We start from the raw sequence: 16,280 nt of genomic DNA on the forward strand, positions 1-16,280 counted from the left end.
AGTTACACGTCTAGTTACATGACTCGGGTTCGCGCCACTTCTGCGTAGTAGGGATCTGACTTCTGATGAGCGACAAGTACCAGGGCTTCACCGCCACCCCCCTCGGCAAGCTCCTCGTGAAGAACCTCGGGCTCCCCAACCCGATGAAGCTCGAGCGGTACGTCGAGGGCGCGCCGCTCGTCGACGGCACCGTCGTCGTGGGTGGCCGGGGCCGGCTCGCCGAGTCGTTGACCGGCATCCTCGACCTGCTCGGCATCTCCGCCACCGAGGCCGCCGCCGACGGCGAGCGTTACAAGGGCCTGGTCTTCGACGCGACCGGGATCACCAGCGCCGCCGAGCTCAGCGCCCTGCGCGACTTCTTCACCCCCCTGATGCGCAGCCTCGACACCTGCCCACGCCTGGTCGTGCTGGGCACGCCGCCCGAGCAGGTCAGCGGCAGCGAGCGCGTCGCCCAGCGCGCCCTGGAGGGCTTCACCCGCAGCCTCGGCAAGGAGGTCGGCCGCGGCGGCACCTCGCAGCTGGTCTACGTGGCCGACGGCGCCGAGGGCGCGGTCGCCTCGACGCTGGCCTTCCTGCTCTCCCCCAAGTCGGCCTACGTCTCCGGCCAGGTCGTCCGAATCGGCGCCACCGGCACCACCAAGGCCGTCGCGGTCAAGGACTGGCAGCGCCCGCTCGGCGGCAAGATCGCCCTGGTCACCGGCGCCAGCCGCGGCATCGGCGAGCAGATCGCCCGCGTCCTGCACCGTGACGGCGCGACCGTCGTCGGCGTCGACGTGCCCCAGGCGGCCAGCGAGCTGCAGGCGCTGATGAAGGAGCTCAACGGCGACCACCTGACGCTCGACATCACCGCCAAGGACGCGCCGCAGCGCATCGCGCACCACCTCAAGGAGAAGCACGGCGGCGTGGACGTCGTCGTGCACAACGCCGGCATCACCCGCGACAAGAAGCTGGCGAACATGAAGGAGGACCGCTGGGACTCCGTGATCGCGGTGAACCTGACCGCGCCCGAGCGGATCACCCGTGAGCTCCTCGACCAGGGCGTGATCAACAAGAACGGCCGGATCATCGGCGTCGCCTCGATCGCCGGCATCGCCGGCAACGTCGGGCAGACCAACTACGCCGCCTCCAAGGCCGGCGTGATCGGCCTGGTCGACTCGCTGGCCGACGAGCTGAAGGACGGCATCACCGTCAACGCCGTCGCCCCCGGCTTCATCATCACCGCGATGACCGCCGCCGTGCCGTTCGCCACCCGTGAGGTCGGCCAGCGGCTGAACGCGATGTCGCAGGGCGGTCTGCCCGTCGACGTCGCCGAGACGATCGCCTGGTACGCCAACCCCGGTTCGACCGCCGTCAACGGCAACGTCGTACGGGTCTGCGGCCAGATGATGCTGGGGGCGTGATGGCTGCCTCGAAGAAGTCGCCGGCAGCACCGTCGGCACCGCGCGTCGTCGAGGGTGCTCCTGCCGCACTCCCCCTGCTGCTGAAGGCCGCCCTGCCGGCGGTGCCCGGCGTCAACCTGCTCCCGGGGATCCGCCGGAGCGGGAAGGCGATGCCCGACCTCGCGCTGACCCGGCACGACGTGGCGATCGACGCCGACCACGTGGCGGCGTACGCCGAGGTGTGCGGCTTCCCGACGAAGGACGTCGTGCCGGTCACCTACCCGCACATGCTGGCCTTCGGCCTGCACATGGCGATCATGACGGACAGCTCGTTCCCGTTCCCCGCGATCGGCACCGTGCACCTGGAGAACTCGATCACCCAGCACCGCCCGCTCTCGGCCACCGAGAAGGTGCAGGTCACGGTGCGCCCCGGTGAGGTCCGTCCGCACGCCAAGGGACGCGCCTTCGACCTGGTCTCGCAGGTGCACGCGGCCGGAGAGCTGGTGTGGGAGGAGACCTCGACCTTCCTGCGGATCGGCAAGGGCGACGCCTCCGCTCCCGCCGGTACGACGATCCCGGAGGCCGCGCCGACCGGCTCGGTGTGGCGCCTGCCCGGCGACCTCGGTCGTCGCTACGCCGCGGTCTCGGGCGACCACAACCCGATCCACCTCCACCCGTTGACCGCGAAGGCGCTGGGCTTCCCGCGCCACATCGCGCACGGCATGTGGAGCAAGGCTCGCTGCCTGGCCACGTTGGAGAACCGGCTGCCCGACGCGGTCCGGATCGACGTCGCGTTCAAGAAGCCGATCCTGCTACCGGGCTCGGTCGCCTTCGGCAGCCGACCGCTCGAGGACGGTTACGCGTTCTCGCTGAGCAGTCCGAAGTCGGGCGCACCGCACCTGGCGGGTCGTACGTCGACCCTCTGAGCGCGGTCGCTCAGGAGACCGTTCGCGTCAAGCCACGGGTCGGATCAGACCCTCCTGGGCGACGGTGGCGACCAGCGTGCCGTCCTGGGTGAAGATCCGGCCCAGGGCGAGCCCGCGGCCGCCGGACGCCGAGGGCGAGGCCTGGTCGTAGAGCCACCACTCGTCGGCCCGGAACGGCCGATGGAACCAGACCGTGTGGTCCAGCGAGGCCATCTGGATCTTGGGCGGGCGCACGTCGTGCGCGGCCAGCGTGGCGCCCAGCAGGCTCATGTCGCTGGCGTAGGTGAACGCGGCCAGGTGTTCGACCGGGTCGTCGGAGAGCCGGTCCTTGATCCGGATCCACATCCGGGCGCGAGCCGGGTGGGCCGGGTCCTCGGGCAGGCCTCGGCGCGACGTCCCCAGGTGGCGAGCCTCGAGGCCGGCCCACTCCTTCGCCAGGGCATCGGCGTCGGCGTCCCCGCCTGCGCGCATCAGGTCGACGAGGTCGACCCCCTGCTCCGGGCCGGGCACGTCGGGCATCACGTCCTGGTGCTCGAGTCCGGCCTGCTCGCGCTGGAAGCTCGCGGTCAGGTAGTAGATCGGCCGGCCGTGCTGGCGGGCCACCACGCGCCGGGTCGCGAAGGACTTCCCGTCCCGGATCCGCTCCACGTCGTAGATGATCGGCACCGCCGTGTCGCCGGGCAGCAGGAAGTAGGAGTGCAGCGAGTGCACGCCGTACGCCGGCTCGACGGTGCGAACGCCGGCGATCAACGCCTGGGCAGCCACCTGACCACCGAAGACGCGCTGGCGGTCGGTGTCGGCCTGGCGCCCGCGGAACAGGTCGACGTCGAGGTCCTCGAGATCGAGGAGCGAGACGAGATCGTGCGCGGAGGCAGCCACGGGCCTTCCTTTCGGGACGAGGGAGCAGTGGGTGAGGAGGGGGGTGAGGAGTCGGGTCAGGAGTGGTCGGCGGGGCCGTCGGCATCGCCCGGGCCGTTCGGGCCGTCGAGGCCGGCCAGGAACTGCTCGAACTGCTGACCGATCTCCTCCCCGGTCGGGATCGGCTCGTCGGCCGCCAACAGGCCGGAGCCGCTCTCCTCGGCGCGCTCGAAGGCGTCGTACTGTCGCTCGAGGGCGGTGACGACGTCGCCGACCTCGGAGTTCGCCGCCAGGTAGTGGGCGATCTCGGCCTCGCGATCCTCCGCCTCGGCCGCGAGACCGGAGAGGTCGACCGTCAGCCGGCCACCCCGCTCGACATGCTCGAGCAGGGCGTGCGAGGCCTTCGGGTAGTCGAGCTGGGCGAGGTAGTGCGGGATGTGCGCCACGAAGCCGAGCGCGTCGTGCCCCCACTCGCCGAGCCGGACCTCGAGGAGCGCCTGGGCACTGCTGGGGATCCGGAGCTCACCGCGCCACGGGCTGTCCCCGATGACCAGGGCGGGGTTGTTGGCGTGGGGCGTGATCGCGATCGGCCGGGTGTGCGGCACCGCCATCGGCACCGCCCCCATGCTCACCACCCGGTCCACACCGAAGCGGCGAACCACCTCGCGCACGGCTCGGGCGAACCCCTCCCAGCGGGTGTCGGGCTCGGGGCCGGTCAACAGCAGGTACGGCGAACCGCCGGTGTCGTGCAGCAACCGGACCACCAGGCGCGGGGCGTCGTACGCCGCGTAGTGGTCGCGGACGAAGGACATCGGAGGACGCCGGGCGCGGTAGTCATGCAGCTCGTCGACGTCGAAGGTCGCGACCACCCGGCCACCACCGTCGAGATCGGCGAGGTGCTGGGCGGCGCGCACGGCGGCGTTGCCGGCGTCGAGGAACCCGTCGAGCACCACCACCATGGTGAGGCCACCGACGAGGCGCACGTCGTCGTCGAGCTCGGGCACGTCGTCGACGATGTGCACGAGTCGGGACTTCTTGGCCACGGGTGGTCCTTTCCTGGGGATGTGCCGGGCGGTCTGGTCACCCCGCACGGAGGCAGCACCTGAACCTCCCACGATATTCCCCCGGGCGGGGGGACCATGCCTGCGCCCGGGTGGTGACGACGACCACAGACGCGCCGGAACGAGGGCCTTGCGCAGATCTTGTTACCGCGGGGTAACATTGGCCCCCGCAACGTTCGTTGCCCCGACCCGTCCCTGCGAGGAGACCCCTGTGTCGAGAGCGTCCCGCCAGTTGCGAGAGGTCGTCTTCGTCGACGGCGTCCGCACCCCGTTCGGCAAGGCCAAGGGCCAGTACGCCGAGACCCGAGCCGATGACCTGGTCATCAAGTGCATCCGCGACCTGATGCGTCGCAACCCCAGCCTCCCCCCCGAGCGCGTGGACGAGGTCGCCATCGCGGCCACCACCCAGATCGGCGACCAGGGCCTCACCATCGGCCGCACGGCCGCGCTGCTCTCCGGCCTGCCGCAGAGCGTGCCCGGCTTCGCCATCGACCGGATGTGCGCGGGCGCGATGACCGCGGTCACCACGACCGCCTCCGGCATCGCCTTCGGCTCCTACGACGTCGCCATCGCCGGCGGTGTCGAGCACATGGGCCGTCACCCCATGGGTGAGGGCGTCGACCCGAACCCGCGGATCATGTCCGAGCGCATCGTCAACCCCGACGCGCTGGTCATGGGCAAGACGGCCGAGAACCTGCACGACCGTTACCCGTCGATCACCAAGGAGCGTGTCGACGCCTACGCCGTCCGCTCGCAGGACAAGACCGCCGCGGCGTACGCCGCCGGCAAGATCCAGCCCGACCTGGTCCCCGTCGCCACCCGCTCGGCCGAGCAGGGCTGGGGCCTGGCGACCACCGACGAGCCGATGCGTCCGGGCACGACCCTGGAGTCGCTGGCCGGGCTGAAGACGCCGTTCCGCGCGCACGGCAAGGTGACCGCGGGCAACGCCGCCGGCATCAACGACGGCGCCACCGCCGCGCTGCTCGCCGACGAGGAGACCGCCAAGGCCCTCGGCCTGCCGATCAAGATGCGACTGGTGTCGTACTCGTTCGTGGGAGTCGAGCCCGAGGTGATGGGTGCCGGGCCGATCCCGGCCACCGAGAAGGCGCTCAAGCAGGCCGGTCTCACCATCGACGACATCGGCGCGTTCGAGGTCAACGAGGCGTTCGCCGTGCAGGTGCTCGCCTTCCTGGAGCACTTCGGCATCGCCGACGACGACGCCCGCGTCAACCCCTACGGCGGCGCGATCGCCATGGGGCACCCGCTGGCCTCCTCGGGCGTGCGCCTGATGACCCAGCTCGCGGCCTCCTTCGAGGAGCGCCCCGACGTCCAGTACGGCCTGGTCACCATGTGTGTCGGTATCGGCATGGGCGGCACCGTGATCTGGGAGAACCCGCACTACACCGGAGAGGTTGCCTGATGAGCTCGATCGACCAACTGCTGGCCCGCGCGCAGGAGATCTCCTCCGACGCCGAGGTCGTCACCCAGGCGCCGATGCGCAAGGTCACCCTGACCGCGCGCGACGGGTCGCCGGCCGGCGTCATGGGTCTGATCACCCTGGACAACGGCCAGGACCACACCCGCCCGAACACGTTCGGTCCGCGCTCGCTGATCGCGCTCAACACCGCGATCGACGCCGCGCTCGCCGACGACGAGATCACCGCGATCGGGGTCACCGGCAAGCCGTTCATCCTGGCGGCCGGTGCCGACCTGACCAGCATCGCCGGCGGCGGCCCCGACGGCGTACGCGTCATCGGTGAGCTCGGCCACGCGGTCTTCCGCAAGCTCCAGGACGGTGGCAAGCCGTCGTTCGGCCTGATCAACGGCCTGGCCCTCGGCGGCGGCCTCGAGGTCGCGCTGCACTGCACGTACCGCACCGTGATGGACTCGGCGCCGGCCCTCGGCCTGCCCGAGGTCATGCTCGGCCTGATCCCCGGCTGGGGCGGCGCCTACCTGGTGCCGAACCTGGTCGGTCCGGAGAAGGCCGTCACGCTGATCCTCGAGAACCCGCTCAACAACGGCAAGACGCTCAGCGGAAAGGCGGCGTACGAGTTCGGCCTGGCGGACGCGTGCTTCTCCGGCGCCGACTTCCTGGAGCAGTCCCTGCTCTGGGCCGCCGACGTGCTGACCGGATCCGTCACCGTCGAGCGTCCCGAGATCGACCGTGGCGACGCCTGGGACGCGGCGGTCGCCAAGGGCGCCGCGGTGGCCAAGGCCCGCACCGGTGGCGCCAGCCCGGCCGCCGCCCGTGCGGTGGAGCTGATCGCGATGGCGAAGACCGCCAACCGTGACGAGGGCTTCGCCGCCGAGGACGACGCCCTCGAGGACATGTCGAAGACGCCCGAGCTGATCGCCAGCCTGTACGCCTTCGACCTGGTGCAGAAGCGGGCCAAGCGCCCCGCCGGTGCGCCGGACAAGTCGCTGGCCCGCCCGGTCACCAAGGTGGGCATCGTGGGCGCCGGCCTGATGGCCAGCCAGCTCGCGCTGCTCTTCGTGCGCCGCCTCGAGGTGCCGGTCGTGCTGACCGACCTCGACCAGGAGCGCGTCGACAAGGGCGTCGGCTACGTGCACGCCGAAATCGACAAGCTGCTCGGCAAGGGCCGGATCAACCAGGACGGCGCCAACCGGTTCAAGGGCCTCGTCACCGGCTCGATCGACAAGTCCGACGTCTTCGCGGACGCCGACTTCGTCATCGAGGCCGTCTTCGAGGAGATGTCGGTCAAGAAGCAGGTCTTCGCGGACGTCGAGAAGGCGGTCTCGCCCGAGTGCGTGCTCGCCACGAACACCTCGTCGCTGTCGATCACCGAGATGGCCGCCGACCTCGAGCACCCCGAGCGGGTCGTCGGCTTCCACTTCTTCAACCCGGTCGCCGTCATGCCGCTGCTCGAGATCGTCAAGGGCGAGCAGACCGACGACGCCGCGCTGGCCACGGCGTTCGCCACCGGCAAGGCGTTGAAGAAGACCACCATCCTGGTCAAGGACAGCCCGTCCTTCATCGTGAACCGGCTCCTGGGCCGGTTCATGGGCGAGGTCGGCAAGATCGTCGACGAGGGCACCCCGGTGCCGGTCGCCGACGGCGCCTTCGCCGGCGTCGTACCGATGCCGCCGTTCATGCTGATGTCGCTGGTCGGTCCGGCCATCGCGCTGCACAACAACGAGTCGCTGCACCGGGCCTTCCCGGACCGGTTCTACGTCTCCCCCGCCCTGGGTCGGGTCGTCGCGGCCGGCAAGTCGTCGTACTACGGACCTGACGGCGGGATCGACCCCGAGGTCGCCGAGCTGCAGGAGAAGCCGGAGAACCCGGTGGTCCTGGACGCTGCCGAGGTGCGCGAGCGCACCCTGGCCGGACTCGCCGAGGAGGCCCGCCTGATGCTCGACGAGGGCGTCGTCGGCGCCCCCGAGGACCTCGACCTGGCGATGATCACCGGTGCGGGCTTCTCGTTCTGGAACGGCGGCCTCACCATGCTGCTCGACCGCGAGGGCTTCGGCGAGAAGGTCAGCGGCAAGAAGTTCCACTGACCTGCCAGTTCTGGTTGCGCTCCACCCGCTGACCTGCCACTTCTGGTTGCCTCACAGCAACCACAAGTGGCAGGTCAGCGGCATTTGGGCAACCACAAGTGGCAGGTCAGCGCGGGGTGGGGCGTTACTGGGTGACGCGGTAGGCGTCGAAGACCCCCGGCACGGACCGTACGGCGCGCAGCACGTTGTCGAGGTGCTTGGCCTCGGCCATCTCGAACGTGAAGCGGCTCTTGGCGACCCGGTCACGCGTGGTGGAGAGGCTGGCGCTCAGGATGTTCACGTGCGCGTCCGAGAGCACCATCGTGATGTCGGAGAGCAGCCGCGCCCGGTCCAACGCCTCGACCTGGATGTTCACCAGGAACGTCGAGGTGCCGGTGGGCGCCCACTCGACCTCGAGCAACCGCTCGGGCTGCGACTCCAGACTCGAGGCGTTGGTGCAGTCCTGACGGTGCACCGAGACCCCGCCGCCCTTGGTGACGAAGCCGAGGATCGCATCCGGCGGGACCGGCGTGCAGCACTTGGCGAGCTTCACCCAGACGTCCGGCGCACCCTTGACGATCACGCCGGCGTCGCCGCCGGTCGGCGCCTTCGAGCGTCCCCGCCGACCGGTGATCGTGACGCCCTCGGAGAGGTCCTCGGCGGCGCCGTCGTTGCCGCCGTGCAGATCGATCACCCGTCGTACGACGGCCTGGGCGCTGAGGTTGCCCTCTCCCACCGCCGCGTACAGCGCGGAGACGTCAGCGAGCTTGAAGTGCATCGCGGCGAGCATCAAGGACTCGTGCGAGAGCAGCCGCTTGAGCGGCAGCCCCTCCTTGCGCATCAGCCGGGCGATCGCGTCCTTGCCGTGCTCGATCGCCTCCTCGCGCCGCTCCTTGGTGAACCACTGGCGGATCTTGGAGCGGGCGCGGGGTGACTTCACGAACGTCAGCCAGTCACGCGAGGGGGCAGCCGTCGCGGCCTTCGAGGTGAAGACCTCGACGACGTCGCCGTTGTCGAGCGTCGACTCCAGCGGCACGAGCCGGCCGTTGACCCGGGCCCCGATGGTGTGGTGCCCGACCTCGGTGTGCACGGCATAGGCGAAGTCGACCGGCGTGGCCCCGGTCGGCAGCGCGATCACGTCACCGCGCGGGGTGAAGACGTAGACCTCGGCCCGGTTGATCTCGAAGCGCAACGACTCCAGGAACTCGCCCGGGTCCTCGACCTCGCTCTGCCAGTCCAGCAGCTGGCGCACCCAGGTCATGTCGTCGAGGTCGCCGGAGCGCTCGGTGTCCACACCCGCGCGGCCGTCCTCCTTGTACTTCCAGTGCGCCGCAACGCCGTACTCCGCGCGGCGGTGCATGGCGTAGGTCCGGATCTGCAGCTCGACCGGCTTGCCCTGCGGACCGATCACGGTGGTGTGCAGCGACTGGTACATGTTGAACTTGGGCATCGCGACGTAGTCCTTGAAGCGGCCCAGGACCGGGTTCCAGCGCGAGTGCAGGACACCGAGCACCGAGTAGCAGTCCCGGTCCTCCTCTACCAGCACCCGGATGCCGACCAGGTCGTAGATGTCGGAGAAGTCACGGCCCCCGACGATCATCTTCTGGTAGATCGAGTAGTAGTGCTTGGGCCGACCGGTCACGGTCGCCTTGACCTTGGCCTCGCGCAGGTCGGCGTCGACCTGCTTGATCACCTCGGCCAGGAACTGGTCGCGCGAGGGGGCACGCTCGGCGACGAGCCGCACGATCTCGTCGTAGATCTTGGGGTGCAGCGTGGCGAAGGCGAGGTCCTCGAGCTCCCACTTGAGGGTGTTCATGCCGAGGCGGTGCGCGAGCGGGGCGTAGATGTCGAGGGTCTCCCGGGCGACCCGCTCCTGGGTCTCCTGCTTGACGTAGCGCAGCGTGCGCATGTTGTGCAGGCGGTCGGCGAGCTTGATCACCAGCACCCGGATGTCGCGCGACATCGCCACGATCATCTTGCGGATCGTCTCGGCCTGCGCCGAGTCGCCGTACTTCACCTTGTCGAGCTTGGTGACACCGTCGACGAGCTGCGCCACCTCGTCGCCGAAGTCCACCCGCAGCTGCTCCAGGGTGTACGGCGTGTCCTCGACCGTGTCGTGCAGGAGCGCCGCGGCCAGCGTCGGCTCGGTCATCCCGATGTCGGCCAGGATCGTGGTCACGGCGAGCGGGTGGGTGATGTAGGGGTCACCGCTCTTGCGCATCTGGGTGCCGTGCATCTTCTCGGCGGTGACGTAGGCCCGCTCGAGGAACGCGAGGTCGGCCTTGGGGTGGTTGGCCCGCACGGCCCGGAACAGCGGCTCGAGCACGGGGTGGCCCGGCTGGCTCCGGGTGCCCATCCGGGCCAGGCGCGCGCGCATGCTGCGCGCGGACGTGATGATCTCCGGCGCGAGGTCCTCCGCGGCGGGGGCGGTGCTCTCGTCGCTCACGTCGTCAGTCTAGGGGGCGGCGATCGGCGGTCAGAGCGTCATCAGGGTGCTGACATCGAGACCCGGCACGCGGTCGCGTCCGGCGAGGAAGCCGAGCTCCATCAGCACCGTCACGCCATGGCACGTCCCGCCGCACTCCTCGACGAGTCGGCGGGTGGCCTCGGCGGTGCCCCCGGTGGCGAGCACGTCGTCGACGAGCAGCACCCGGTCGCCCGGTCGGACGGCGTCGCGGTGCAGCTCGAGGGTGGCCTCGCCGTACTCCAGCGAGTACGACGCGGCGTGCGTCTCACGCGGCAGCTTCCCGGCCTTGCGGACCGGAACGAACCCGGCCCCGAGCGCCAACGCGACCGGCGCGCCCAGGATGAATCCACGCGCCTCCATGCCGACCACCTTGTCGACCACGACGTTGCCGGCGGCGTCCCGGCCGGCCTCGGCCAGGGCCTCGATCACGGACGTGAAGCCGGTGTGGTCGGCGAGCAGCGGCGTGATGTCCTTGAAGACCACCCCGGGCTCGGGGAAGTCGACGACGTCGACGACGAGCCGCTCGAGCGCCTCGCGGGCGACGTCCCGCACGGAGGTCACTTCTTGCCACGCTTCGAGCGGGTCTTGCGGGAGGGCTGCTGGCGGCCCGATGCCCCGCTGAGCCCGACGGGTCCACGCGCCGGCGGAGCGACCCGACCGCGGCCCGTCGCACCGTCGGCGCGTACGACGCGCCCGGCGGCCACCGTCGGCCGCGGCGCCTCGTCGTCGGGCACCCCGTCATCGCTCGCGCGCATCGGCATGTCCTCGCTGAAGGCGGGGACGGTGGCGTAGGCGTCGGCGGCGTTGCGACGGCGCGCCTTGGCCCGCCGCTCGGCGAGCACGATCTCATTCTCGTTGGACTTGAGCTGCACCAGCAGCGGGGTCGCGATGAAGATCGAGGAGTAGGCACCGGCCGCCATCCCGACGAAGAGGGCCAGCGCGAGGTCCTTGAGCGAACCGCTGCCGAGCTGGACGGCACCGACGTACAGGATCGCGCCCACGGGCAGCAGCGCCACCAGCGAGGTGTTGATCGAGCGCACCAGCGTCTGGTTGACCGCGAGGTTGGCCTGCTCGGCGTAGGTCCGCTTGGTCTCGCGCAGGTTCCGGGTGTTCTCCCGGACCTTGTCGAAGACCACCACCGTGTCGTACAGCGAGAAGCCGAGGATGGTCAGCACACCGGTCACGGTGGCCGGGCTGACGTCGAAGCCCGAGAGGGCATAGATGCCGATGGTGATCACGACGTCGTGGGCCAGGGCGACGATCGCCGCGACCGACATCTTCCACTGGCGGAAGTAGGCCCAGATGAAGAGCGAGACGAGGACCAGGAAGACGACGAGCCCGGTCAGCGAGCGCTTCGCCACCTCCTTGCCCCAGCTGGCGCCGATCTCGGACTGGGAGAGCTGGGCGGCCGGGTCGATCCCGGTGGTGGCCACGATCGCGTCGACGACGGCCGCGCTCTCGGGGCCGTCGAGGGGCTCGGTCTGCACCAGGATCGCGTCGGAGCCGGCCGTGGTGACCACGGGCGCCGAGGCGTTCTCGACCCCGGTGCCGGCGACGGCCCGGCGCAACTCGTCAGCGGTGGACTGGGTGACCTGGCTGGGGTTGAGCTGGACGCGGTACTGCGCGCCACCGGTGAACTCGATGCCCATGTTCAGGCCCTTGACGGTGAGCCCGGCGACCGCGACCAGCACGATCACCGCCGACATGGCGTACCAGAGCCACTTGCGCCCCACGAAGTCGATCGAGCGGCGACCGTTGTAGAGGTCGTTGCCGAGACGTGAGAACTTGCCCATCAGGCGGTCCCTCCCACGGGAACTCGGTCGGTACCGAGGTTGCCGGCGTCGAGGCCGGAGTACTTGTGGCCCTTGTTGAAGAAGGAGAACCGGGCCAGCCACGACACCATCGGGTGGGTGAACCAGAAGAAGACCGCCAGGTCGATGATCGTGGACAGGCCGAGCGCGAACGCGAAGCCCTTCACGACGCCGGCCGCGAAGATGTAGAGCACGGTGGCCGCGAGCAGCGAGACCGTGTCGGCCGCCAGGCAGGTGTTGCGCGCCCGGATCCACCCGGACTCGACGGCGACCCGCATCGACTTGCCGTCGCGCATCTCGTCGCGGATCCGTTCGAAGAAGACGATGAACGAGTCCGCGGTGATACCCACCGCCACGATCAGACCGGCGATACCGGGCAGCGAGAGCGTGAAGCCGGCCGTGGCGCTGAGCAGCAGGACCATGGAGTAGGTCAGCGCCGCCGCCACGATCAGCGAGACGATGACGACCACGCCCAGCCCGCGGTAGTAGAAGAGGCAGTAGATCATCACCAGGATCAGACCTGCGAGACCTGCGGTGATGCCGGCCCGGAGCTGGTCGCCGGCGAGCGAGGGCCCGACCGTCTCGACCGGCGGGTCCTTCTCGAAGGCGATCGGCAGGGCGCCGAACTTCAGGCTGGTGGCGAGGCTCGAGGCGCTCGCCTCGGTGAACTCGCCGGAGATCTGGGCCTCACCGTTGGTGATCAGGCCGTTCATGGTGGGCGCGGACAGGACCTGACCGTCGAGCACCACCGCGAACTGGTCCTGGGTGCCGAAGAGCGCCCGCGAGATCTCGGTGAACTTCTTGGTGCCCGCACGGTCGAAGGCGAGCGAGACCACCCAGCTGACCTGCTGGTCGGGGACCACGGCCTCGGCACGCTTCAGCTCGGTGCCCTCGATCATCGCCGTGGTGAGCAGGTACTTGACGCCCTGGTCGTCGCAGGTGATCAGCGGCTTGTCGGCGTTGTCGTCGACCAGCGGCAGGCTGCCGTCGGAGGGGCAGGAGAACGCATTGAAGGCCTTCACCCACGCCGGGCTGGGGTTGTTCATCCAGGTCAGCGGGTCGCCGAAGGGGCTCTCGGCGGGCGCCTGCGACGGTGCGTCGGACGGCTCGGCGCCGGGCTCCGAGCTGGGCTCCGCGTTCTTGTGGACCGTGGAGAACGGCGCGCGGCTCTTCGGGGAGGGCGAGTTCTGCACGCCCGGCACGGTCACGCCGCCCGGGGACTCACCGGGGCTGATCGAGGAGTCGCCGCACGGCCTGAGCGTGCTGCAGGCCACCAGACGGAACCGCAGCTGCGCCTGACGCTTCACGGTGTCGACCAGGTCGCGTCGGCTCTTGCCGGGGATCTCGACCACGACGAAGCGGTTGCCCTGCGTGGTCACCTCGGCCTCGGAGACACCGGAGCCGTTCACCCGCTGATCGATGATGTCGGCCGCCTCGGTGAGGCTCTCCGGGGTCGGACTGTCCTTGGCGATCAGGGTGATCCGGGTGCCACCCTGGAGGTCCAGCCCGAGCTCGGGCTTCCACGATCCACCGATGGCCACGAGGCCGTAGGAGATGGCCAGGACGACGAAGAAGGCGATCAGGGTGCGGCCGGGCCGCGCTCCCCGGGCCGCCACGTCAGTTCTCCTCCGGCTCACCCGGCAACGAGCTGGACGCGACGACGGAGCCGATGGCGCCACGGGCGACCTTGATGGAGACGCCGGGCGCGACCTCGACCATGACGTGGTCGTCGGCGGCTTCGCGCAGGACGCCGTACACACCCGAGGTCAGCATGACCTGGTCGCCGGTGCTCAGCGCCGACTGCATGCGCGCGAGCTCCTTCTGGCGCTTCGACGCGGGTCGGATGATGAGGACCCAGAACAACAGCGCGATACCCACCAGGGGCAGCAGGGAGACGAGCTCCGGCACGGCAATACCTCTCGAGCGTGAAGGGGATGTCTGGTCGGAAGGCCGACCGACGGGCAAGTGTAACCGTGGCTGTGACGTGGGTCGCCCTCAGGCGTCGAAGAGCGCTTCGCCCTCGACGGAGCCCTCCGCAAGGGGCCCGGCGAGGCCCACCGACGGTGGCGCCGTCAGGCCCAGGTGCTGCCACCCGCCGGCCGTGGCCACCCGGCCGCGTGGCGTGCGGGCCAGGAAGCCCATCCGGACCAGGAAGGGCTCGGCGACCTCCTCGACGGTCTCGCGCTCCTCGCCGACGGCGACCGCCAACGTGGAGACGCCGACCGGTCCCCCGCCGAAGCGGCGGCACAGGGCGTCCAGCACCGAGCGGTCGAGCCGGTCCAGCCCCAGCGCGTCGACCTCGTAGAGGTCCAGGGCCGCGTGCGCCACGTCCAGGGTGACGACGCCGTCCGCACGCACCTGCGCGTAGTCCCGGACCCGGCGCAGGAGCCGGTTGGCGATCCGCGGGGTGCCCCGGGAGCGGGAGGCGATCTCTGCCGCGCCGTCCGAGGTCAGCTCGACCCCCAGCAGCGAGGAGGAGCGGTGCACGATCCGGTCGAGCTCGTGCGGCTCGTAGAACTCCAGGTGACCGGTGAACCCGAACCGGTCCCGCAGCGGGCTCGGCAGCAGCCCGGCACGGGTGGTCGCGCCGACCAGGGTGAACGGCGGGATCTCCAGCGGGATCGCGGTGGCGCCCGGGCCCTTGCCGATCACGACGTCGACCCGGAAGTCCTCCATCGCCATGTAGAGCATCTCCTCGGCGGGACGCGACATCCGGTGGATCTCGTCGACGAAGAGCACGTCGCCCTCGTTCATCCCCGACAGGATCGCGGCCAGGTCGCCCGCGTGGGTGATCGCCGGTCCGCTCGTGAGCCGCAGCGGGGCGCTCATCTCGGCGGCGATGATCATGGCCAGCGTGGTCTTGCCCAGACCCGGCGGCCCCGAGAGCAGGACGTGGTCGGCGGGGCGGCCGCGGTGGCGGGCCGCCTCCAGGACGAGTCCGAGCTGCTCGCGCACCCGGGACTGCCCGACCACCTCGTCGAGGGAGCGTGGTCGCAGGGCGGCCTCGACGACACGCTCGTCGCCCTCCGCCTCCGCCCCGGTCAACGAACCGGTCAACGAACCCGTCAACGAACCCGTCAACGAGCCGAGGTGGGCCGCCTCGGCGGCGTCGAGGTCGTCACCGTGAGCACCCAGGGGCATGTCAGGCCCTGCTCAGCGTGCGCAGGGCGGCCCGCAGCAGCGTGCCCACGTCGGGGTTGTCCCCGGCGTCCGGGGCCACGGTCTCGACCGCCTGCTCCGCGTCCCGGGTGGACCAGCCGAGTCCGACCAGCCCCTGGTGGACCTGGTCGCGCCAGGCTGCCCCCGGGGTGGGTACGGCGAGCGGGGTGCCCGCGACGGCACCGATCCGGTCCTTGAGCTCCAGGATGATCCGCTGGGCGCCCTTCTGACCGACGCCGGGCACCCGGGTCAGCGTCTTCACGTCGTCGCCGGCAACCGCGCGACGCAGCTCGTCCGGGCTGAGCACGGCGATCATCGCCTGGGCGAGCTTCGGGCCCACCCCGGATGCCGTCTGCACCAGCTCGAACATCGACTTCTCGTCCTCGTCGAGGAAGCCGAAGATCGTCAGCGAGTCCTCCCGGACGACCATGCTCGTGGGCAGGGTCGCGGACTGTCCGGTCCGCAGCGTGGCGAGGGTGCCCGGGGTGCACATCAGCTCGAGTCCGACACCCCCCACCTCGAGCACCGCACTGGTCAGGGTCACCGCGGCGACGTGGCCGCGCACGAAGGCGATCATCTGCTTCCTGTCCTGGTCGTCCGGCCGGCCGCAGCCAGGGCGGCGTCGATCCGCGCCTGGGCGCCACCGCGCCAGATGTGGGTGATGGCCAGTGCCAGCGCGTCCGCCGCGTCGGCCGGCTTCGGGGCGGCGTCGAGCCGGAGGATGCGGGTGACCATCGCGGTCACCTGCACCTTGTCGGCGCGGCCGTTCCCGGAGACCGCTGCCTTCACCTCGCTCGGCGTGTGCAGCGCGACGGGCAGTCCACGCCGCGCGGCACAGACCATCGCGATGCCGCTGGCCTGGGCGGTGCCCATCACGGTGCTGACGTCGGAGCGGGCGAAGACCCGCTCGATCGCGACCGCGTCGGGCCGGAACTCGTCGAGCCAGGCGTCGATGCCCTTCTCGATCGTCACCAGGCGTAGGGGTACGGCGACGTGGGCCGAGGTCCGCAGGACGTTGACGTCCACCAGCGTGAGCGGTCGACCCACCTGGCCCTCGACCACGCCCACACCGCAGCGGGTCAGGCCGGGGTCGATCCCGAGCACGCGCATCGCAGAGCCTT

The 16,280-nt window shown here is 70.6% G+C and carries 14 protein-coding genes; 4 read left to right on the forward strand and 10 right to left on the reverse strand.

Translation table 11 applies throughout. The features are described 5' to 3' along the window. Positions 1-65: 65 nt before the first annotated feature. Positions 66-1,400, forward strand: a complete 1,335-nt coding sequence (locus ABZE72_RS02725; RefSeq protein ID WP_372727484.1) for a 3-oxoacyl-ACP reductase — start codon at positions 66-68, stop codon at positions 1,398-1,400. After that, positions 1,400-2,305 carry a MaoC family dehydratase gene (locus tag ABZE72_RS02730; protein ID WP_372727510.1) on the forward strand — a complete coding sequence of 302 codons (906 nt, stop codon included), beginning with the start codon at positions 1,400-1,402 and terminating at the stop codon, positions 2,303-2,305. The genes ABZE72_RS02725 and ABZE72_RS02730 overlap by 1 nt, the downstream gene beginning before the upstream one ends. Before the next feature lie 27 nt (positions 2,306-2,332). On the opposite strand, the gene ABZE72_RS02735 is transcribed toward ABZE72_RS02730, so the two are convergent. Both ABZE72_RS02735 and ABZE72_RS02740 read right to left on the reverse strand, forming a co-directional pair. Continuing rightward, complete coding sequence (locus ABZE72_RS02735; protein ID WP_372727485.1) at positions 2,333-3,184, reverse strand: acyl-CoA thioesterase; 852 nt, start codon at positions 3,182-3,184, stop codon at positions 2,333-2,335. Between the two features lie 56 nt (positions 3,185-3,240). Further along, on the reverse strand, positions 3,241-4,206 hold the full coding sequence (locus tag ABZE72_RS02740; protein ID WP_372727486.1) for a PAC2 family protein: 966 nt from the start codon (positions 4,204-4,206) through the stop codon (positions 3,241-3,243). Positions 4,207-4,435: 229 nt separating this feature from the next. Between ABZE72_RS02740 and ABZE72_RS02745 the strand changes: the two genes are divergently transcribed. Both ABZE72_RS02745 and ABZE72_RS02750 read left to right on the forward strand, forming a co-directional pair. Further along, on the forward strand, positions 4,436-5,644 hold the full coding sequence (locus ABZE72_RS02745) for an acetyl-CoA C-acyltransferase (RefSeq protein WP_372727487.1): 1,209 nt from the start codon (positions 4,436-4,438) through the stop codon (positions 5,642-5,644). Then, positions 5,644-7,743, forward strand: coding sequence for a 3-hydroxyacyl-CoA dehydrogenase NAD-binding domain-containing protein (locus tag ABZE72_RS02750; protein ID WP_372727488.1), 2,100 nt, complete (start codon positions 5,644-5,646; stop codon positions 7,741-7,743). The genes ABZE72_RS02745 and ABZE72_RS02750 overlap by 1 nt, the downstream gene beginning before the upstream one ends. 124 nt (positions 7,744-7,867) lie before the next feature. Here the strand turns inward: ABZE72_RS02750 and ABZE72_RS02755 are convergent, their stop codons facing one another. The 8 genes from ABZE72_RS02755 to ruvC all read right to left on the reverse strand — a co-directional run bounded on the left by ABZE72_RS02755 (position 7,868) and on the right by ruvC (position 16,269). After that, the gene (locus ABZE72_RS02755; protein ID WP_372727511.1) at positions 7,868-10,099 is read right to left on the reverse strand and encodes a bifunctional (p)ppGpp synthetase/guanosine-3',5'-bis(diphosphate) 3'-pyrophosphohydrolase; all 2,232 of its coding nucleotides are present in this window, start codon (positions 10,097-10,099) and stop codon (positions 7,868-7,870) included. Between the two features lie 99 nt (positions 10,100-10,198). After that, positions 10,199-10,750 (reverse strand): adenine phosphoribosyltransferase, encoded by a 552-nt coding sequence (locus ABZE72_RS02760; RefSeq protein ID WP_372727489.1) that lies wholly within the window; start codon positions 10,748-10,750, stop codon positions 10,199-10,201. Continuing rightward, a complete protein-coding gene (gene secF / locus ABZE72_RS02765) occupies positions 10,747-11,982 on the reverse strand; it encodes a protein translocase subunit SecF (RefSeq protein ID WP_372727490.1) in 1,236 nt (411 codons plus the stop codon). Before secF ends, ABZE72_RS02760 begins: the two co-directional genes overlap by 4 nt. Further along, positions 11,982-13,616: a protein translocase subunit SecD gene (gene secD / locus ABZE72_RS02770; RefSeq protein ID WP_372727491.1), complete on the reverse strand. Its 1,635-nt coding sequence runs from the start codon at positions 13,614-13,616 to the stop codon at positions 11,982-11,984. The genes secF and secD overlap by 1 nt, the downstream gene beginning before the upstream one ends. A 1-nt stretch (position 13,617) precedes the next feature. Then, entirely contained in the window at positions 13,618-13,908 is a 291-nt protein-coding gene (yajC, locus tag ABZE72_RS02775; RefSeq protein ID WP_372727492.1) for a preprotein translocase subunit YajC, read from the reverse strand. An 87-nt stretch (positions 13,909-13,995) separates the two neighbouring features. Continuing rightward, positions 13,996-15,141, reverse strand: coding sequence for a Holliday junction branch migration DNA helicase RuvB (gene ruvB / locus ABZE72_RS02780; protein WP_372727493.1), 1,146 nt, complete (start codon positions 15,139-15,141; stop codon positions 13,996-13,998). Between the two features lies 1 nt (position 15,142). Beyond that, positions 15,143-15,736: a Holliday junction branch migration protein RuvA gene (gene ruvA / locus ABZE72_RS02785; RefSeq protein ID WP_372727494.1), complete on the reverse strand. Its 594-nt coding sequence runs from the start codon at positions 15,734-15,736 to the stop codon at positions 15,143-15,145. After that, entirely contained in the window at positions 15,733-16,269 is a 537-nt protein-coding gene (ruvC, locus tag ABZE72_RS02790) for a crossover junction endodeoxyribonuclease RuvC (RefSeq protein ID WP_372727495.1), read from the reverse strand. Before ruvC ends, ruvA begins: the two co-directional genes overlap by 4 nt. Positions 16,270-16,280 lie beyond the last annotated feature (11 nt).

This window comes from Nocardioides sp., assembly GCF_041600255.1.
Taxonomy (GTDB): Bacteria; Actinomycetota; Actinomycetes; order Propionibacteriales; family Nocardioidaceae; genus Nocardioides.